This window comes from Parashewanella sp. 2210YD4-3, from assembly GCF_056591735.1.
Genome location: NZ_JBWQOG010000001.1, coordinates 615,524 through 634,862 on the forward strand (window position 1 = coordinate 615,524; position 19,339 = coordinate 634,862).

Genomic DNA, 19,339 nt, shown 5'->3' on the forward strand with positions numbered 1-19,339 from the left:
CTCTGCGAGATCCCTTATGAAAAAATGGTTGTTCATAATGTTAATCCTTACCGCTGTCATTTTTGGTAGTGTTATCGGTTTCAACTTTTTTGTTCAGGGCAAAATTAAACAAGCGATTGCCAATATGCCAGAACCTACCATGCCAATTACAGTAGAGGTTGCACAACCCAAAAACTGGCAATCGACCATTAAAGCCATAGGGTTTATTGAACCGATTCAGGGAGTCGACGTCTCCAACCAGTTATCTGGGCTTATCACCAAAATCAAATTCAATAACGGTAGACGGGTAAAAAAAGGCCAAGTATTGCTGACCTTAAATGCGCAAATTGAGCAAGCCAATTTAAAAAGTAAATTAGCTCAATTACCTGCCGCCAAAGCTGATTTTGATCGATTAACCAAGCTATACCGCAAAGACTCAGTATCTAAACAAGACCTAGATAAAGCCCAAGCCAACTACCTTGCCATGAGCGCCGATATTCAAGCCTTACGTGCCACTATCGCTCAAAAGGTTATTCGTGCTCCGTTTTCTGGATTAATTGGTATCACCGATGTTCACTTAGGACAGTTTATTCAAGCAGGAACAAAAATAGTGCGGCTTGAAAGCGTTAAGACCATGAAAATCCGCTTTAATATTACCCAAAAGCAACTGCCTAATATTGCTATTGGTCAATCGCTAGATATAAAAGTCGATGCTTTCCCCAATAGAATCTTTAAAGGACGTATTTCAGCTATTGAACCTGCGGTGTTTTATCAAAGTGGGTTAGTTCAAATTCAAGCGGAAATACCCAATAACGATGAGCATTTACGAAGCGGCATGTTTGCCAATGTCAATGTCATTCTTCCTCCACTTAAACAACAATGGGTGCTCCCTCAAACCGCAATTAACTTTTCTTTATACGGCAACTCAATTTACATCGTTAAAAGTCAGCAAGAACAAGGTAAAGCAATCAAAAGGGTCTACCCTGTTGCGGTGGAGGTACTTGAGCGTCATGGCAACCTTGCCTTAGTTAAAGGCAACTTAAAAGCTGGAGAAAACTATGTTACTTCAGGCCAAGTCCGACTCAGTAAAGGCAGTAAAGTCAAAATCATTAAAGATACAGCGTTGAATTTACCAACTAAAATGCCTGAGCTTTAATGGAGGTTTGCCATGAAATTTACTGATATTTTCATTCGCAGACCGGTTTTTTCTGTATGCATCAGCTTACTTTTACTGTTACTGGGATTAAACGCATTAAAAGACATGCAGGTGCGTCAGTATCCAGATATGACCAATACCGTTATCAAGGTAAATACGGGGTATTACGGTGCCGATGCCAATCTGATCCAAGGCTTTATTACTCAGCCCGTAGAACAAGCGATTGCTCAAGCTGATAATATTGACTACATGACATCTTCAAGTTCAATGGGGTCTTCCACCATTACGGTACAAATGAAGCTGAATACCGATCCAAACGGTGCCTTGGCTGACGTACTGGCTAAAGTGAATTCTGTTCGCTCACAACTACCGAAAGAAGCTGAAGATCCCACGGTGGAGATGTCAACAGGCTCGCAAACCTCTGTCATGTACATTGCATTTTCCAGCGATAGTCTGAACTCCAGCCAAATCACTGATTACCTTGAACGCGTCATAAAACCTCAATTCTTTACCGTTAACGGCGTTGCTAAGGTAAACCTGTTTGGAGGGATCCCCTATGGAATGCGCATTTGGTTAGATCCAGCCCGTATGGCCGCATTTAACCTCTCGGCCACCGATGTTAGGCAAGTGCTACAAGCCAATAACTTCCAGTCAGCGGTTGGACAAACCAACAGTTATTTCACCTTAATGAATGGCTCTGCCGATACCCAAACCACTTCTGTGGCAGAGCTAAAACAATTAGTGATCCGCAGTGAAAAGGGAAAAATTGTTCGCTTAGGTGATATTGCTAAAGTCAGTTTGGATAAAAGCCATGATGTGTATCGTGCCTTAGTCAATGGCAAAGAAGCGGTAGTAGCTGCAATTGATGTTACACCAAAAGCGAACCCGATCGTCGTGGCTAAAGACGTGATGAAACTTATGCCAGAACTGCAAAGAAACTTGCCACCATCAATAAAAATGAAAGTGCAGTATGACTCTTCTCAAGCCATTAATGAGTCTATTGACGAGGTCGTGCAAACCATTGCAGAGGCCGCGATCATCGTTATTGTAGTGATCAGTTTATTCTTAGGCTCGTTAAGAGCAGTGTTGATCCCCGTAGTGACCATTCCGCTGTCTTTGATTGGTGTGGTGCTGCTTATGAGTATGTTCGGCTTTACCATTAATCTGATGACGTTATTGGCAATTGTATTAGCCATCGGCTTAGTGGTGGATGATGCCATTGTGGTGGTGGAGAATGTCGACCGCCATATTAAGCTTGGCGAGTCCCCTTTTAATGCAGCGATTAAAGGTACGCGTGAAATCGCCATGCCAGTGATCACCATGACCATCACTTTGGCCGCTGTTTATTCACCGATAGCCTTAATGGGCGGCATCACTGGCGCCTTATTTAAAGAGTTTGCTTTAACCTTGGCGGGAGCGGTATTCATTTCAGGCATTGTCGCTCTCACCTTATCTCCCATGATGTGCAGCAAAATGCTCAAAGCTCATGTCAGTCCTAATCGTTTTGAACAAGGTATTGAACGCTTTTTGACAGGACTGAGTAGTAAATACGATCGTGCATTAAGTGCGGTGTTAAATAAGCGTGCCGTTATTCTTGTCTTTGCAGCGCTGGTGATGGTGTCCTTGCCATTGATGTTTAAGCAAATCCCGACTGAATTAGCCCCTAAGGAAGACAATGGCTTAATTGTGGTGATGGCTACAGCCCCTTCCAATGCCAACCTTGATTACATTCAAGCCAATATGGCACTGGTAGAGCGCATCATTTCTGCTGAAAAAGAAACCGACGATACATTAACAATGGCGGGCATTCCGAGTTCCAATCAAGCGTTTGGGCTTGCACCATTAGTACCTTGGAGCCAAAGAAATAAGAGCCAAAAACAAGTTAATCAAGTATTAACCAAACAACTTAAAGACATACCAGGAATCGCCGTAACTACCTTTCAAATGCCAGAACTACCGGGAGCAGGTGAAGGGTTACCGATTCAATTAGTGATCACCTCAGCTAATAGTTTTGAGAATTTATTCACCCTTGGCACACAAGTATTAGCTAAGATACAAAAAAGCCCATTATTCGTGTATTCCGATATCAATTTGAAATACGATTCGGCCACCATGAAGCTCCACATTAAGCGTGACCTAGCAGGAGCGTACGGCATCACCATGCAAGAAATTGGTTCAACGTTAGCTACTTTTATGAGTGACGGCTATATCAACCGCGTCAACCTAGACGGACGCTCATATGAAGTGATCCCACAAGCAGCACGTAAGTTACGTGATAACCCTGAGGCACTCGCCAATTACTATGTGAAAGCCGCTGATGGTCGCTCCATACCATTATCCAGCTTAATTGACATCAAGGTTGTTTCAGCGCCGAAGTCTCTACCCCACTTTAACCAAATGAACTCAGTGTCTATCAGTGCCGTTAACGCCCCAGGCGTAGCGATTGGAGATGCTATCAAGTTTGTTGAAAATATCGCTAAGACTGATTTGCCTAAAGGATACAGTCACAGCTATTTAGGAGAAGCGAGACAATACATTACTGAAGGCAGCGCCCTTTATCTCACTTTCTTACTCGCCATCGCCATTATCTTTTTGGTACTGGCTAGCCAATTTGAAAGTGTACGAGATCCCTTGGTCATTTTGATTTCAGTGCCTCTTGCTATCAGCGGTGCACTAATGGCCTTGGACTGGGCTCATTTAGCACAATTAGCCTCTTTAAATATATATTCACAAGTAGGGATGATCACCCTTGTTGGTCTTATCACTAAACACGGTATTTTGATGTGTGAGGTGGCAAAAGAAGAACAAATAAACCAAGGCTTATCACGCATTGATGCCATAAAACTCGCTGCTTCGGTTCGTTTGCGCCCAATTTTAATGACAACAGCTGCAATGATCGCGGGTTTGATCCCTCTGCTTAATGCCATTGGCGCCGGTGCCGCAGCACGATTTAACATTGGTTTGGTGATTGTTGCAGGTTTGGCTATCGGTACGATATTTACCTTATTTGTGTTACCCGTAATTTACTCTTATATCGCGCAACAACATAAACCATTACCTGAAGTGAACGAATAGAGAGATTAAGCAAATGGCAACTGAAGTAAGACCTCTTATCTCCTCGGGTGAAATACAGCCTCCTAATTACAGTGAGGTAACACGAAATCAACCACCGCCCTATGAAATGGCGATACAGCCTGTCATTGTCGACCTCAACGACAATTCATTTAGAATAAATAGTGATGAAAATAATGATGATTATGTTTTGAATGACAAGTGCTCTCAGTGCTTTCGTAAATTTTGGCGATCGCAAAACACTGGTAATCCTGATGGTTGTTGCGCAACTGTTTTTTGTTGTATACCTGTTATTATTTATGAGACTTTAGGATTAAATCAATGTTTTGCTAAATTTCAACGCTCACCCCATTCTTTTTGATAGAATCACACTATTCGTTTTTACTGAGTACAAACCATGCTAAACCCCAAAAAAATTGAAGATATTGCTAAACAACTTACCGAAACTATGCCGGAGCCCATCAAGCAATTTGCTGGCGAATTTGAGCAAAAAAGTAAACAGGTATTACAAAATCAATTGATGAAGTTGGATTTTGTTTCGCGAGAGGAGTTTGAAGTACAGCAGCATGTGTTATTAAAGACCCGTGAAAAGCTTGAACAGTTACAAGCACAGGTAGCTGAGCTTGAGAAGCAAATCAATGAGCGTAAAAGCGATTAATTGTTATATTCGTTATTCAGCTATAACTTGATGTGGTGGAATATTCGCAGTCTGAGCTGTCATTATCAGTCAATTTAATCCCACGTTCCAACAAAACATGCAAACAAACCTCAGTAACCACTGGCTTCCAGTTCTCAACTTCACTTTGTGAAACCATAGATGCAGCGGATTGAGTATCCGCTGCTTCCCCATATTTTGATATTGCATTTACAATATACTGAGCCTCTAGCTTGGTCTTGATAATGGATTCCACCCAAAGTTCAAAACCACGTTCATTATGGAGAAACTCTGGGAATGAAAGCTCACGTATCTGGCTTAGTAATTCTGTAGAGTCGAGCTTGCCATCTGTTTGCTCTTTAGTTGACTTCTGTGATGAAAACTCACATTTTTTTTGACTATCCGATAATTCAGGTACTTGAGGCTCAACATCGTCTTGAACAGTAATCGTTCGACGCACATGAACTGGCACAGTTGGAATAATTTGAGGTGGGGCAGACTGCTGTTGCAGACTTCTGTTAGGCTCTGTAACTATTTTTGACTGTGGCTTAACCTTAGAATTCGGATTTGGTTTCGCTATTTTCTTAACGTTTATCGCTATATTTTGCCTATCCAAAGGCCTAACCTCATCATCGAATAATCTCGTCACACACTTGCCCAATAACCCACATACCACAGCAGGAATGACTATCGGCCATGCAATGACGCAACAGGTAAGCCCGCAACATAAAAGGCAATCATTTTGCGTAAAAGGTTCTGGTGCTGGCTGCTGATGAAACTGCTCAAAAGGAACATGCTTTGGCCCTTTAGTGACAACATAACCATCATCATAAACGGTTGAACCCGAACTATTATCACATTGTACAGGAAGATTATTGAGTGCTTGATCGGCAGGAATTCGATAAGGTACTTGGTTAGTAATCATAAATGTTAAAAACATGAAAGATTAAGCACAGTGTTGGCTTTCTTTCATGCTTAAACAAGTTAATTAACGTTCATCACTTATCCTTGTCGTCTTTATCATCCAAGCGATGATCCGGCTTTACTTCATCAGTTTTACGCTCAAAGTCGCCTTCAAAGACATCACCATCTTGTTTAAAGTCACTTTGACCAAAGCCTTGTTGATAATGAAAACCAGCCTGACGATTCACAATTTGAACCTTCATCTTTGCTAAAAGGAAGTTAGCGATGGGTTTACGAGTAAACGGAGTTAAAAATAAAATACCAACGAAATCAGTAATAAAACCAGGTAAAAAAAGCATCACACCGGCAATAGCCAGCATCATACTTTGGATGATTTCTGAGCCAGGCATCTCACCATGATCCACTTTACTGCGAACTTTTTTTAAATTCTCAATACCCTGACTGCGAACTAAAGAGCCACCAATAATGGTGGTAAGAATAATCAATGCTACGGTATTCCATGTTCCTAACACGGTACCAACATGGATCATCAAGGCTATTTCTAAAATGGGCAGTAAAATAAAGATCCCAAGTAAAGCAAAAATCATTCGATCTCCAAAAATCAAAACTCTATGAATAATTTATGGGGGTTATTCGGTCTTATTTCAAGTTATAACGAAATATAGTGTAACCTATTGGACAACCACCATAAGCCTTAGTTCTATTTATGATACCAACAGAGAAACAATTACACTTGCTGATCACTAGCGTATCAGAACTTGACCAAGCAAAATCTCTTGCAAGATTAATAGTTCACAGTCAGCTAGCCGCTTGCGTGCAATGTTATCCTCAAGTGAGCTCGATTTATCTATGGAAAGGGGAAATATGTGAAGACCAAGAAGTTATACTGCACATTAAATGTTTGCAAAAACATATACCTAAGCTTGAAAAATTGATAGAAAATCATCACCCTTATGACACACCTGAGCTGATCGCTCTTCCGATCGATCAAAGCTCAGAACCTTACTTGGACTGGATAAAGACGTCGACTCAGCCATGAAAAAACTCATACACACTTTTTTTGCTCTATTTATTAGTATCCCTTTAGGGTACAGCCTTACGGCTCAAGCGGGTATTTTTGATACTCAGCCAGAGCTATTGCCTGTCGAAAAAGCCTTTGATTTAGAGGCCAATCAAGCTGGCGATCAATTAACGCTAAACTGGGTCATCGATTCAGATGGCTACTACATGTACAAGGATAAGCTCAAATTTTCCATCAAGGGTGCCAAGATGGGAGCTGTGCTATTGCCAAAAGGCAAAATGCACCATGATGAGTACTTTGGCAACCAAGAAGTTTATACCAACTTTTTAGAGCTATCTGTGCCACTTAAAGATGTGACGCAAGGCGCCACGTTTTCAGTAACATTTATGGGATGTGCAGAAGGTCGCTTATGCTACCCACCTACAACACGAACCATTGATTTAAAATCAATTACCTCGGTAGTAAAGTCTGAAAAGGCTGCTACAGCGACAGAACCAGCCACTAAAGCAGAATCCAAACCTGTTGTAAGCGAGCAAGATAGTCTGAGCCAACTGCTGTCTAACAATAACTTGTGGCTGACCTTATTGATATTCTTTGGTTTAGGTGTCGGCTTAGCCTTAACGCCATGTGTCTTTCCAATGTATCCCATCCTTTCAGGGATCATCGTTGGTCAGGGTAAGAGCTTGTCATATTCTAAGGGCTTCGCTCTATCGATGGTCTATGTACAAGGTATGGCCATCACCTACTCCATATTAGGTCTTATCGTTGCTTCGGCTGGCTTAAAGTATCAAGCGGCTCTTCAGCAACCCGCGGTACTGATTGGGATCGCACTCCTTTTTGTTGTTCTCAGCTTATCCATGTTTGGCTTGTATGATTTGAAACTGCCATCAAAATGGCAAGAAAAAATGAATTCAGCCTCTAACAACCAAAAGGGCGGTAACTTCCTTGGTGTGTTTGTCATGGGGGCGATTTCTGGCTTAGTTGCTTCACCATGTACCTCTGCGCCGTTATCTGGCGTGTTAATTTACATTGCTCAAACGGGTGATTTAGTACTCGGCTTTTTGGCTCTGTATATTCTCAGCATGGGCATGGGACTGCCGCTTATCATTATGGGAACCTCTGGCGGTAAACTACTACCTCGTGCAGGAGGGTGGATGAATATCATCAAAACCGTATTTGGTTTCTTGCTCATTTCAGTGGCCATCATGATGCTAAGTCGCATTTGGTCAGGTGCAGTGATGGATGTGATTTGGTCACTCTGGGGCATCGCACTAGCAGGCTACTTGTTGCACGAGAACCGTAAAACTGAGCACAACTGGAAGCACAGCACCCGTGCCGTTTTACTGGCCATGTGTTTTATGGGCAGCTTCTCCTACGGCTTTAAATCGGTGATGTTTAAGCTTGGCTTTAGTGTTCCTGTTGCTGAACAAGCCGCTAAAGTTGAATCAAAAGGTTTTATTAAAATCAAAACCTTAGCTGAGTTACAGCAAGAACTGGCTAAAGCCAAAGCTGCAAACAAAGCCGTAATGGTGGACTTTTATGCTGACTGGTGTGTCGCTTGTAAAGAGTTTGAACACATCACTTTTGCTGACGCTAAGGTTAAAGAAAGAATGGATAACATGGTGCTAATCCAAGCTGATGTGACCCAAAACGATGATGACGATATTGAGCTTTTGGAAAACTACGATGTCTATGGTTTGCCGACCTTAATATTCTTCGACACCACAGGTAAAATCCGCGATGAGTATCGTGTTACTGGGTTTATGAAGCCGGAGCCTTTTGCTGACCATTTAGATTTATTGTTGAAATAAACGAACAGTATTAATCAACCCAATGCCGAATGTCTTTTACATTCGGCATTTTTATTTTTTATTGAGAAAAGTTGCTCAACTTACCTAACACATAATCAAATGCTCTGGCAGCACCAGAATAACTGTAACTATTCAATGAGCTATCATCCTTTTGATATTGAACTGTGAGAGTATCATAAGTGTTATGCAGCAAAGTATTGACCTTATCGATATCTGAAATATCCACACTCAACCACGCATTCGAAGAGCACGTAAAGGGGATTGTTGTCGACCCTTTTGTCTGGCCTTGGCTAATACCTTTGAAAACAACCTGACGAGTGACGCCATCCGTACACTTAGGCTTAGAGGTTTCATAATAACCCATTTTGCAATTTGAGCCTGCTGTATCACACTGCATAGCAAATTGTATTGATGACGCATTGTAAGGAAACGATATGGCTGCTCGCGTATTACCATCATCCAAGATTTGCCAAGCTCCGAAATTAAGTATGGGGATTGCTAATGCAGGCACGCTTAAAGCAACCAATAAGACTAACTTTTTCATTTAACTAACCTCTTGATGTGTGAATAATGACAGAAAATGAAATGGCTATAGATCCCCTTTAAACAGATTATTAGGATGCTGAGTCCAACTCATGTAAGGCTTACCTGTATCTCTTTTTTCCATGGTGATGCAATCGGGAACTGGGCAAGTGATTTGGCATAAATTGCAGCCCACGCATTCTTCCTCTATCACTTCTAACGTTCGCTTACCGTTATTATCAACATTCATTGAAATGGCTTGATGAGCCGTATCTTCACACGCTGAATAACAGCGACCACATTCGATACACGAATTTTGATCGATATTCGCGACAATTTTGTAGTTTAAATCTAGGTACTTCCAATCCGTTAAGTTTGGAACTGCCAAGCCACGAAATGCTTCGGTATTTCGGTAGCCTTTGCTGTCCATCCAATTTGATAAACCATCACAAAGCTCATTAATGATTTTAAAGCCGTACAACATGGCCGCAGTACACACCTGAACATTGCCAGCACCAAGTGCAATAAATTCGGCAGCATCTTTCCAAGTCGTAATTCCACCAATCCCTGACATCGGCAATGATGCTGTTTCTGTATTACGAGCAATTTGCCCCACCATATTCAAAGCGATGGGTTTAACGGCACTGCCACAATAGCCACCACTGGTGTATTTACCACCGACACTGGGAGTGCCCGCCATAGTATCCAAATCTATTTGGGTGATGGAGTTGATAGTATTAATCAGTGACACAGCATCTGCACCGCCTTTTAGAGCAGCATTTGCTGATAATAAGATATTGGTAATATTGGGTGTGAGCTTCACAATCACAGGCAGTTGAGTATGCTTCTTGCACCATGCCGTGACCATTTCCACGTATTCTGGTACTTGCCCTACTGCCGCACCCATCCCGCGTTCAGGCATGCCGTGTGGACAGCCAAAGTTTAACTCAATCCCATCACAATTGGTTTCAGCCACACGCTGTAACATCTGTTGCCAATTTTGTTCCTCACAAGGCACCATTAGGGAAACAATCACAGCTCTATCAGGCCAGTCCTTTTTGGTTTGTTTAATTTCATCCAGATTGACTTGAAGAGGTCTATCACTTACGAGTTCAATGTTATTTATTCCTAAAATGGCTCCTGATTGAAGCTTATGCGCCGAATAGCGGGAGCTGACATTCACGACTTCTGGATCCTCACCCAGAGTTTTCCAAACAACGCCTCCCCAGCCTGCTTCAAATGCTCGATAAACGTTATAGGCTTTATCGGTTGGTGGTGCTGAGGCTAGCCAAAATGGATTAGGGGATTTAATACCAATAAAGTTGTTCGTAAGATCAGCCATGGGATTGTTGCTCTAAATATTGATGAATTGAATAGGCCGCTTGCTTTCCATGCTCCACTGATTGCACTGTGAGATCTTCACCATCGTGATAAATGCAATCTCCACCAGCCCAAACGTTACTCAATGAGGTTTTATAATCTGAATCAACCTTAATTCGATGACGGAGTAATTCAGGTGCTTCACTGCCAGAAAAACACTGACCATCAAATTCTTGACCTATGGCTTTAAATACGGAGTCCGCAGCCAATTCAAAATGTTCTTGTTGTGATTGTAATTTTCCAGCATCATCAAGCTGAGTTCGCTCAAACTGAATAGCGATAAGTTGATGCTTTTTATTGGTTACAATCGAAGCCGGCCTTGCCCAAGTGATAATGGCAATACCATTTTGACGAGCAAACTCCATTTCTTTATGGGTTGCTGACATATTTGCGACACCACGACGATACACAAGCGTTACCTGCTCTGCCCCTAACCGCTTAGTTTGGCAAGCAATATCAATAGCCGTGTTTCCAGCACCAATCACCACCACTTTATTACCAACGGGTAGATTGGATAAGTCTTCCGCTTGCCGTATGTCAGTAATAAAATCTAGGCTGTTTTCCAGTCCCGATAAATTGTCTTGCTCTAACCCTAGCCGCTTACACTTGGTTAAGCCTAAGCCGAGAAACACCGCATCAAACTCTTGCCGCAGTGCATCCAGATGAACAGAATGGCCTAACTCTACTTGTGTATTAAGCTCAATACCGCCAATGTCCATAATGAAGGCTAGCTCTTTTTGAGCAAAGTCATCCTGCATTTTGTAATGAGCAATACCATATTCATTTAAGCCACCCGCTTTGGCGTTTTTGTCGAAAAGCGTCACTTGATGCCCTTGCCGAGCTAAATGATGAGCACACGCCAGTCCTGCGGGGCCAGCCCCTACGATGGCAATGTTTTTTCCTGTATCGGCTAAGCGCTGAAAAGGGTGAGTTTTAGGGGTAAAGTTGTCCAAGGCATAACGCTGTAAACGACCAATATTTATTGGAGCATATTCAGGATCTTTATTGCGAACACAAACACCTTCACACAGCACCTCTGTAGGGCATACTCTGGCGCAACTGCCGCCAAGAATATTAGCTTCCAAGATAGTTTTGGCCGCACCTTCGGTATTGTTATCGGCAATTTTTTGAATAAAAGAAGGGATATTAATGCCTGTTGGGCATGCTGAAATACACGGAGCATCTTCACAATATAAGCATCGGTTTGACTCAATATAAGCTTGATATTGACTCAAGGCTGGTTTTATATCACTAAAATTTTGCTGATATTCTTGGACTGTCAAACGGTGGCTTTGAATATCAATTTTTCTATCGTTACCCATAAGATTTGTTGATAAAAAATACAGGTAGACAGACTAATAATTCACCATTTTATAAACAATAAAAAATCAGTAATTGGTCAGCTTGAATTCAGCACTAAAGGTGCAGAACTTCTGCATGAGTAAATAACATATACTCAATTCATCTTGCGAGTGAACTTCACCCACTTAAAATGAAAAACACTTGAAACTAGACTTTATAAGTTATCTTATGTGCTCTCGTAATTCATTATTCGTCTACAAAGCGAAGTTAATCTTTTCTCTTTGTTGCGTTCTTTTTTCTAGCCTAACTTACGCTGAAGCGCAAGTGGTTCACTCCTTATCAGTCCAGCAAAATGATTTTGGTTCTCCCACCCCAATTGGATTTATCTACACCAGCACCAATAGCTCACTAGACAATAAAGTGATTCGATTAACTCGCTACAGTGATGGTTCTGTAGGCGACGAGAGCTTCTATTCAACACAAGGTAAAGGCGCAGCCGATCCAAATCGTTCAGGCAGCAGTTATGGCAATTTTAACTCTCAAGGCGCTATTCGAATCATTGGCAATTATTTACTTGTGGTAAATGCAGGCGACAGTACTATTTCTGTGTTTCAGATAAACAAAGCTGACGGTAATTTAGCTTTAGTCTCTAAAGTCCCATCCGGCGGTCTGCGCCCCGTTAGCATCGCATCTATTAGCATTATAGGTAATGACGAGGATCGCTGGGTATTGGTCGCCAATCAAGAAAGTAATCCTGTTATCATCGGAGATGAAGGCAATCTCCAACAATATCCGTCTAAAGATTATTTTTCACAAGATCTGACTCAGCCCGATCCCAGCGATCAAAATCGAAACATCACGATTTTTCGCTTTAATACTCAAACAGGTAAACTGACTAAACTGCCTCAGCCACTAATGACATTTAATCGTCAAAATGGCGGCCCAACATCAATTGATTTTGGCTATGGACAACAAAGCATTGCGGTTGCAACCAATGGCATTCCCCAATTAAACCCCAACACTCTTAACTCAACTCTTACAGAACAACACCCAAGTTCCGTTGTTATTAGATCTTTTAATCGCCTTACTGGCTCAGCACCTAACATGCCATACTGCAATTGTAATTGGACACTAAAAGGGATGGCTGGGGTTTCAAGCTTCAATTTTTCAAGACACTTTGACAATGTTACCTATTTACCTGCTACAAATTTATCAAGCTCTATTCGTGATCACGAAGTCATAGCAATAGACCAAAACGCTTTCAACATTACTCTTTGGGATAAAAGAATGTTAACGAGTACTCCCGAAAATGCAGGGGGAAACGGTTGGACTGTGCTTAGCCCTGATGGCTACACACTTTATATATCAAGTTTTGATCGTAATAGTATTTCAACCGTTCATATGGAAAGCACTTTCGGTAAATTTACAGGCAATATTCAAAATGCACAGCGTGGCGATTATGCCCCAACGGGTGACAGTAAGGATTTATACCTGACACCTGATAACAAATACATATACGATCTGGGTGCGTTTCGCTCCTATTCACTTAGTGGGTTTTCCATAAACAGTGATGATGGAAAGTTAGAATATTTAGGCCAATATACTTATCACTTAACTCAAGATGCTGTTGGCAAACCTGGCGTATATAACTTTATGGGGTTAACGGGGTTTGATATACCAAAACCTGTCAAATAGACACTTCTTTGAGAGTAATCTTGGTCAGTTAAGACAAGTAACGAACAAATTATCATCGCTCCTGCGAAGGCAGGAGCCCAGCTACTTTGATTTTCTATGAAAGTCACTGGATACCTGCCTACGCAGGTATGACGATTTCTGTTATCTGACAGGTATTATTTCTTTATGAGTGTTCAATACTAATACTTGCCCTGAACTTAGGTGAAATCATCTTTAACATCAGCAGTGGAAGAACAGCAAACGAATAAACCATCATCTGTTCTACAGCCGAAAGTGATAGTGCTTGCAGTGAGGTAACCAACAGAGCTGATACACTCATTTGGATCACACCTAACAATGCTGTTGCAACGCCAGCATTGGCTTTAAAAGGGGCGAGTGCTTTACCCACACAGGTTCCAGTCACAAATGCAAACCCCATTGAGCAGAGTATCACTGGCAACATATAATAGATCACATCATCAAGATGACTCAGTCCGAGAAACAGAAAACCTGATATCACAACCATAGCCATTCCAAATCGAATAATGCCGCTTATTGAATATTTTTCTAACAATTTTGGCATTGAAAAGCTAACAGCAATAATCGCAATGGCATTGATGCTAAACCAAAATGTAAAGGTTTCTGCTGGCAGTTGATAATGCTCTTCAAACAGGTTGGGAGCGGTACTCACAAAAGCAGTGATGGAAGCCATAGACAGCATGACAATGGTAGAGTAATAGATAAAACTGGGTGTCGCTAATACCTGCTTATAACTGGTTATAGCAAAAATAGGTTTATTCTTTTTAAGGGTTAGGTTTGACTCTTTAAAGCCTTTATAAGCGACTAAGCCGAATACTAAAGCAAATAGACCTAGGAAAATAAAGTTACTTTGCCAGCCAAAAGTAGACGTCAGGTGATAGCCCAGTATTGGTGCTAAGGCAGGAACACAAAAAAGAACCCCATTTAAATAACTGTATGCTTTGCTACTTTCAACAGCATTAAATCTATCTGTCACACTGGCAAAGACGCCAACCACAATGGCACAAGTGGCTAATCCCTGAAAAAATCGAACCATCAAATGCAGCGGCAGTGTATTCACTTGACTGATAACAAGAGCACTGAGCAGATACAAAACAATACCAAATAACACCACTGGACGACGCCCAATACGATCGGAGATCGGCCCCAAGATCAATTGACCTAACCCTAAACTGAAAATAAACACCGTAATCGACCATTGAGCATGAACAGCATTGGCATTAAAAACATTTGCCATAGTCGGTAATGCAGGTAAGAAAATATCAATGGCCAATGGGCTGAACATCACCAGTGGAAATAGAATTGCTATCGAACGGAACTGCTTCACTTCTTGTCGCCTCATCACAAAATAGGCTTAAAGTATAACCAGCTTCAACAATGACTAAAAATGATTTATATTTATCTCAAACATTCCAAAATGGAATACCATGAATCAAACCTTTGATCTAAACCTATTGAAAGTATTGGATGTTTTGCTTGAAGAAAAAAGCGTGACTCAAGCCGCTAAACGTCTGCACGTTACTCAATCTGCCGTCAGTAAGCATTTAGCCCGTCTACGGGAAATGTTTTCCGATCCCTTGCTAATTCGAAGTGGTAAGACGCTCAAAGCGACCCCAAAAGCACTAAGATTAGCTGTTCAGTTAAAAACCATTTTGCACGACATCAATCAACTGACCGAAGTTGAAGATTTTGAAGCCACTACCTGCTCACGCCGATTTCGTTTCGATATGATAGAAGTCGCTTACGCCTCGATTTTACCTGAATTTATGCCTCCACTTATCTCATTGGCACCGGAATTAAAACTGGATATTCAGACGTGGAATGAGCAAACCATGAAACGGCTGCTCAATTGTGAAGCTGACTTTGCCGTTCGTTGTTTAGAGCTTGATCCACGATCGCGAAACCACATCAGTACTCTACCAGAAGAACTAGAATACGCTGAATTATGTCGTGATCATGCAATCTGTATTGTAAGAAACCATCACCCTATATTGGAAGCACAGCAAACCATTGAGCACTTTTCTTCCCTTAAACACATTCAAGTCACGGGAGGTGGTAATCGCCATTGGCTTTATGATGAAGTCTTGATGCAGCAAGGGATCGATCGAGAAACGGCTATTGAAATGCCAGACTTTCATGGGGCGCTGCGCTTATGCGAGCGCACTGATCTATTGCTTTATGCTCCGTATCGTCAAATTAAGGACATCATAAAAGGCTATGATGTCACTTTAATTGATATCCCCATGCAAATGGAACCAGGTGTATTCGTATTAATGTGGAATCGATACTTCAACAATGATCCAGCCCATCAATGGGTTAGAAAGCAAATAGTGGAGACGGTTTCATTATGAACCGTCTTTATTTTTCGATTGTTTCAACTGTTCCAGTGATAACTCAGCTCCATCAATAAGTCTGAAATATCCATCTTGCGATGACAGCTGTAAGTCTACCCACATTTTTATGTGGCTAGCATCATCTGGATAAGATTGAAGCTTGGGCACGACTCGAATATTAATATCAACATTTTGATGCTTTGCTAAAAATTGTTGTAATTCCTTAAAGCTATTCTGGGCTGTTGAATTCAATTCAAGTGTATAAACATTTCGTTGCTCAGATGCTTGAAATATGCCGCCAGCAACCGTCACGTTTTGATGCCTTACTTCTGTCAGATAAAATTGACCTTTGTGATTGGCTGATGGCGATTTGATATCAATTCCTAACCAACTTTTATCTGAGTTAAGCAAAACCCCTTGTGGTAATGCTAATTTAACTCGCAACTCTTGAGGGGGCGTTCCCAATTAAAGATTTTTTGATTTGATACTCCCTAAAATTTGCAAAATCAAGGCACGAAGAATGAAGTTTAGTGAACTAAACGAAAGATGAGTAACGCAGAATTTGCAAATTTTAGGCGTAACCCGAAGGGCTGCGTTTCTTTTGCATTTAAACTGCGTTGTAAAATGTTTATGTAGAGTACTACACTGCACATTTTCCGCCTTGTTTAACCACAAAATTAACAGCAGCAAATCAAAAATCTAATTGGGAGCGCCCCCTAGGCTTAAGTTGATAAAAATCATCCCATCCGAAGCTGCTCATTTTCAACATAGTCGACAAAGGAATCGACGAACACGCACAAAGCAGCATACCTATGCTGCATACTATTATTTTTCTTATCATGTTTAGAGGGAATTCCCTACTCTATCAATGGCTGATTTCAGCCATTACAAGCTGTATTCAAACTCATAAAAATGCTGACCATTATCAACACGAATGTTCATTTGGCCTGACAGCCCAACTAATTCACCCGTACCAGAATTTGGCACCACCTCAAGAATCAACCTATCTTCACCACCGTCCATCGTACCAAAATGCTGTAATACAAATGATCCTTTTTTGCCTTGCAGTGAACCCACAACTTGTTCAATCGCCACATAGCCTGCTGAGCCTTTAACAGCGGTCATCGCGCTGAGCATTTCACCTTTACTCTCCGCTGCAAGTTCGCCATGGAAGATTTTATCTATCGTCATACGGCCAAGATTATTACCATTGACGCCTGCAGCGTGCGTATTCACTGTGCTGAGAGTGACTTCAAATTTTCCTGATACCTTCATATCCGCTCCGTGATAAATTATGGAGATCATAAACTACAAAGTTAATCTAATAAATTCAAGATATTGAACTTTAAATCCAGTAACTGAACCCTTGCTGAATTAAAGGGTACTTTATGTTGTAAAAGCATTATATTTGGGTAAATTCTACAGTATTGGTTTTCTTCACTTATCAAATAATGAGCACATCAGCAGCGCCAAACAGCTCTCCTCTAGTTTGTAATAACTCACATGAGCGCAGCCATATACATCAACAAACAAGAAAGACAATTCAAGGTTACGACATTAGAGAAGTAGCGCAAATGAAGCGAGAATGCCATGGTCATGCTGTTCGCGTATTTCATAAAAGGCAAGCTCAACGCTCAGGTGATAAACCCAAAACCTATTCGAAATCGAGTAGTCAACCTATACCTAAACGAACCTTCAGTGAACAAAAAAGTGATATTCATCATGATGATATTAGGCAGGCTACAGCTGGAATTGAACGAAATAGATTAATCCTAGAAAAATACGGAGAAAAAATCCCCCACTACAGAACCACACGAGGAAAAGCCTGCTTTTCCTTACTTGAAAAGGCAATTGTCGAAAACATTCATTTCTTATTTTCGAGTGAACTTACCCAATTCGACTTCGACAATGAAAGATTTATGATCATCATTCCAAACACGACCTTAACCAATGAAAGACTTCCGTTTTATCACGGAATAGAAAAAGAAAGCTTATCTTTTTTACATGGTGAAAAAGACACCCATGATGTAATGAGAAAAGCCACAACTGTCATATCAAAAACAAAAAAACCAAGACTCGTGATGGCCATTTCTGGTGAACTATTCTTCCTTCCCAAACTTCATATTGATGCTCAATATTGCACTAAAGCCTTAGAAATTTATTGTGATGCAACCAAAAAAGATTTCCGCTGGTTGATACCTGCACAGCATTTATTTACTAAATGTAAGTCCCCTGACATATTATTGATTAATCATTACTTTAAATTAATGGCTAAGGCTGTTGATCGTGGTATAGATTTTACTCATCAGTTGGTTCCTTGTTTTCAAACAGTCATGCAATTTGAAATCACCGACACAACAGTTCATCAAATTGAAATTGTATTTATAGAAGCCTCTAGAGTTTGTAACGAAAAAACGAAACAAGATCCTGAGTTCATTAGCAATCTATTAGAGATATGGAAACTCATGCCAAGAGGAGCAATAACACCGTCAACATGTACTGCTTTAGTGCACAGTTTTGCAGAAGCTATCAATCGGCAGAGACAATCATTTCTCGAACTGACTTCTGAACAACAGGAGTCTCGATTTGATTCTGATATCGAATTAGCTTCCAAATTGGTGAGCGCCTGTGGGGGGTTGGTGAAACTATTTCCAGAAGAGCTAGAGCTAAAAACAGCCTTTCTATCTCTTGTTGGACAAGCTGCATTTTATACACCTAATATCATTAATGCTGTGAAAGACTGTTTTTTAGAAGACCAATATGGCAATAGGATTCCACATTTAAAGGGCCCGTGGACACAGGCAGTTGCAAAAGCGACTGAAGCCGCTCCTGATGTGTATAAGACTAGACTTGAAGATTGTATCAAGGACCTTATTTCTACTCGTGATAATATTGATTGTATTTCAGCATTAAAATCACTCCAGTACACCTTACCTTTATGTCCTAAGCTGTTACCTTTAGTAAAAAAAACGATTTATTCTAACAGACAATCAAATGCCAAATTTTATAATTTAGCCGTCTCTGTTTATATGAATGCAGATAAACATCATGAAGCATTGTGGGCTATCGATCGGGCTATTTTTCTCGGAGCGTATCAACAGTCTCCAGCCTTGGTATCGGCCGAAGACGATCTATTAGTTTTATCCTTAAACCCCAGAGGGATTTTTAAAAATAAAGCTGAACAAGAATTACTGCTCCCTAAAAAAACGGCTTTAGGGTTAGTTGAATGGTGGATAGCCAATCAGCGGGTTGATATTAAAGTTATTATAATTAGGTGTGGTAAAAGTGAACACGGAGCTATTATTCCAAATTACCTTTCAGATACACTTAAAATGCACCAAGGAATTGCAAGGGTTAGTTATACCGATGCAACCAACAGACAACTCAAAATTGAACTAAAGCAGACTAATAATGAAATAAGGTCTGCTGAAGCACATCCGCGTCCTTCTAAAAGGCGTAAGCAAGCATAAC

Annotated in this window: 17 protein-coding genes; 9 read left to right on the forward strand and 8 right to left on the reverse strand. The window is 41.0% G+C overall.

All coding sequences use genetic code 11. From position 1 onward, the window contains the following. Positions 1 to 37 precede the first annotated feature (37 nt). From AC1EU0_RS02620 to ubiK, 4 genes are read left to right on the forward strand one after another with little or no spacing between them, the layout of a single operon-like run. Positions 38 to 1,135 carry an efflux RND transporter periplasmic adaptor subunit gene (locus tag AC1EU0_RS02620; protein ID WP_480300368.1) on the forward strand — a complete coding sequence of 366 codons (1,098 nt, stop codon included), beginning with the start codon at positions 38 to 40 and terminating at the stop codon, positions 1,133 to 1,135. Between the two features lie 12 nt (positions 1,136 to 1,147). Beyond that, entirely contained in the window at positions 1,148 to 4,210 is a 3,063-nt protein-coding gene (locus AC1EU0_RS02625; RefSeq protein ID WP_480300369.1) for a multidrug efflux RND transporter permease subunit, read from the forward strand. Positions 4,211 to 4,223: 13 nt separating this feature from the next. Further along, positions 4,224 to 4,568 carry a hypothetical protein gene (locus AC1EU0_RS02630; RefSeq protein WP_480300370.1) on the forward strand — a complete coding sequence of 115 codons (345 nt, stop codon included), beginning with the start codon at positions 4,224 to 4,226 and terminating at the stop codon, positions 4,566 to 4,568. Between the two features lie 36 nt (positions 4,569 to 4,604). Continuing rightward, positions 4,605 to 4,865, forward strand: a complete 261-nt coding sequence (gene ubiK / locus AC1EU0_RS02635) for a ubiquinone biosynthesis accessory factor UbiK (protein ID WP_480300371.1) — start codon at positions 4,605 to 4,607, stop codon at positions 4,863 to 4,865. A gap of 16 nt (positions 4,866 to 4,881) precedes the next feature. Here the strand turns inward: ubiK and AC1EU0_RS02640 are convergent, their stop codons facing one another. Beyond that, the gene (locus tag AC1EU0_RS02640; RefSeq protein WP_480300372.1) at positions 4,882 to 5,802 is read right to left on the reverse strand and encodes a hypothetical protein; all 921 of its coding nucleotides are present in this window, start codon (positions 5,800 to 5,802) and stop codon (positions 4,882 to 4,884) included. 58 nt (positions 5,803 to 5,860) lie between these two features. Beyond that, positions 5,861 to 6,373: an FxsA family protein gene (locus AC1EU0_RS02645; RefSeq protein ID WP_480300373.1), complete on the reverse strand. Its 513-nt coding sequence runs from the start codon at positions 6,371 to 6,373 to the stop codon at positions 5,861 to 5,863. A gap of 119 nt (positions 6,374 to 6,492) precedes the next feature. Here AC1EU0_RS02645 and cutA point away from each other — a divergent pair, with 119 nt between their 5' ends. Together cutA and AC1EU0_RS02655 are read left to right on the forward strand one after the other, a co-directional pair. Continuing rightward, positions 6,493 to 6,825: a divalent-cation tolerance protein CutA gene (gene cutA / locus AC1EU0_RS02650; protein ID WP_480300374.1), complete on the forward strand. Its 333-nt coding sequence runs from the start codon at positions 6,493 to 6,495 to the stop codon at positions 6,823 to 6,825. Next, positions 6,822 to 8,618: a protein-disulfide reductase DsbD gene (locus tag AC1EU0_RS02655; protein ID WP_480300375.1), complete on the forward strand. Its 1,797-nt coding sequence runs from the start codon at positions 6,822 to 6,824 to the stop codon at positions 8,616 to 8,618. Before cutA ends, AC1EU0_RS02655 begins: the two co-directional genes overlap by 4 nt. Positions 8,619 to 8,676: 58 nt before the next feature. Here AC1EU0_RS02655 and AC1EU0_RS02660 read toward each other — a convergent pair whose 3' ends face one another. From AC1EU0_RS02660 to AC1EU0_RS02670, 3 genes are read right to left on the reverse strand one after another with little or no spacing between them, the layout of a single operon-like run. Next, a complete protein-coding gene (locus AC1EU0_RS02660) occupies positions 8,677 to 9,162 on the reverse strand; it encodes a hypothetical protein (protein WP_480300376.1) in 486 nt (161 codons plus the stop codon). 45 nt (positions 9,163 to 9,207) lie between these two features. Continuing rightward, positions 9,208 to 10,482, reverse strand: a complete 1,275-nt coding sequence (preA, locus tag AC1EU0_RS02665) for an NAD-dependent dihydropyrimidine dehydrogenase subunit PreA (RefSeq protein ID WP_480300377.1) — start codon at positions 10,480 to 10,482, stop codon at positions 9,208 to 9,210. Then, positions 10,475 to 11,842, reverse strand: coding sequence for an NAD(P)-dependent oxidoreductase (locus AC1EU0_RS02670; protein ID WP_480300378.1), 1,368 nt, complete (start codon positions 11,840 to 11,842; stop codon positions 10,475 to 10,477). The genes preA and AC1EU0_RS02670 overlap by 8 nt, the downstream gene beginning before the upstream one ends. 208 nt (positions 11,843 to 12,050) lie before the next feature. Here AC1EU0_RS02670 and AC1EU0_RS02675 point away from each other — a divergent pair, with 208 nt between their 5' ends. Next, entirely contained in the window at positions 12,051 to 13,517 is a 1,467-nt protein-coding gene (locus AC1EU0_RS02675) for a beta-propeller fold lactonase family protein (protein ID WP_480300379.1), read from the forward strand. 163 nt (positions 13,518 to 13,680) lie between these two features. Here the strand turns inward: AC1EU0_RS02675 and AC1EU0_RS02680 are convergent, their stop codons facing one another. Beyond that, positions 13,681 to 14,862, reverse strand: a complete 1,182-nt coding sequence (locus tag AC1EU0_RS02680; RefSeq protein WP_480300380.1) for a multidrug effflux MFS transporter — start codon at positions 14,860 to 14,862, stop codon at positions 13,681 to 13,683. Between the two features lie 100 nt (positions 14,863 to 14,962). Between AC1EU0_RS02680 and AC1EU0_RS02685 the strand changes: the two genes are divergently transcribed. Continuing rightward, a complete protein-coding gene (locus AC1EU0_RS02685) occupies positions 14,963 to 15,886 on the forward strand; it encodes a LysR family transcriptional regulator (protein ID WP_480300381.1) in 924 nt (307 codons plus the stop codon). Here AC1EU0_RS02685 and AC1EU0_RS02690 read toward each other — a convergent pair. Next, complete coding sequence (locus AC1EU0_RS02690) at positions 15,881 to 16,312, reverse strand: hypothetical protein (protein ID WP_480300382.1); 432 nt, start codon at positions 16,310 to 16,312, stop codon at positions 15,881 to 15,883. The two genes, AC1EU0_RS02685 and AC1EU0_RS02690, sit on opposite strands and share 6 nt — an antisense overlap. A gap of 441 nt (positions 16,313 to 16,753) precedes the next feature. Next, a complete protein-coding gene (locus AC1EU0_RS02695; RefSeq protein ID WP_480300383.1) occupies positions 16,754 to 17,143 on the reverse strand; it encodes a DUF3224 domain-containing protein in 390 nt (129 codons plus the stop codon). A gap of 644 nt (positions 17,144 to 17,787) precedes the next feature. Here AC1EU0_RS02695 and AC1EU0_RS02700 point away from each other — a divergent pair. Beyond that, the gene (locus tag AC1EU0_RS02700) at positions 17,788 to 19,338 is read left to right on the forward strand and encodes a hypothetical protein (protein WP_480300384.1); all 1,551 of its coding nucleotides are present in this window, start codon (positions 17,788 to 17,790) and stop codon (positions 19,336 to 19,338) included. Position 19,339: the final 1 nt, after the last annotated feature.

Coding starts and splice junctions, on each gene's coding strand:
- AC1EU0_RS02700 (WP_480300384.1), top strand. CDS start 17,788: ATGATCATCATTCCAAACACGACCTTAACCAATGAAAGACTTCCGTTT.
- AC1EU0_RS02695 (WP_480300383.1), bottom strand. CDS start 17,143: ATGAAGGTATCAGGAAAATTTGAAGTCACTCTCAGCACAGTGAATACG.
- AC1EU0_RS02640 (WP_480300372.1), bottom strand. CDS start 5,802: ATGTTTTTAACATTTATGATTACTAACCAAGTACCTTATCGAATTCCT.
- AC1EU0_RS02625 (WP_480300369.1), top strand. CDS start 1,148: ATGAAATTTACTGATATTTTCATTCGCAGACCGGTTTTTTCTGTATGC.
- AC1EU0_RS02675 (WP_480300379.1), top strand. CDS start 12,051: ATGTGCTCTCGTAATTCATTATTCGTCTACAAAGCGAAGTTAATCTTT.
- AC1EU0_RS02655 (WP_480300375.1), top strand. CDS start 6,822: ATGAAAAAACTCATACACACTTTTTTTGCTCTATTTATTAGTATCCCT.
- AC1EU0_RS02685 (WP_480300381.1), top strand. CDS start 14,963: ATGAATCAAACCTTTGATCTAAACCTATTGAAAGTATTGGATGTTTTG.
- preA (WP_480300377.1), bottom strand. CDS start 10,482: ATGGCTGATCTTACGAACAACTTTATTGGTATTAAATCCCCTAATCCA.
- ubiK (WP_480300371.1), top strand. CDS start 4,605: ATGCTAAACCCCAAAAAAATTGAAGATATTGCTAAACAACTTACCGAA.
- cutA (WP_480300374.1), top strand. CDS start 6,493: ATGATACCAACAGAGAAACAATTACACTTGCTGATCACTAGCGTATCA.
- AC1EU0_RS02645 (WP_480300373.1), bottom strand. CDS start 6,373: ATGATTTTTGCTTTACTTGGGATCTTTATTTTACTGCCCATTTTAGAA.
- AC1EU0_RS02660 (WP_480300376.1), bottom strand. CDS start 9,162: ATGAAAAAGTTAGTCTTATTGGTTGCTTTAAGCGTGCCTGCATTAGCA.
- AC1EU0_RS02630 (WP_480300370.1), top strand. CDS start 4,224: ATGGCAACTGAAGTAAGACCTCTTATCTCCTCGGGTGAAATACAGCCT.
- AC1EU0_RS02620 (WP_480300368.1), top strand. CDS start 38: ATGTTAATCCTTACCGCTGTCATTTTTGGTAGTGTTATCGGTTTCAAC.
- AC1EU0_RS02670 (WP_480300378.1), bottom strand. CDS start 11,842: ATGGGTAACGATAGAAAAATTGATATTCAAAGCCACCGTTTGACAGTC.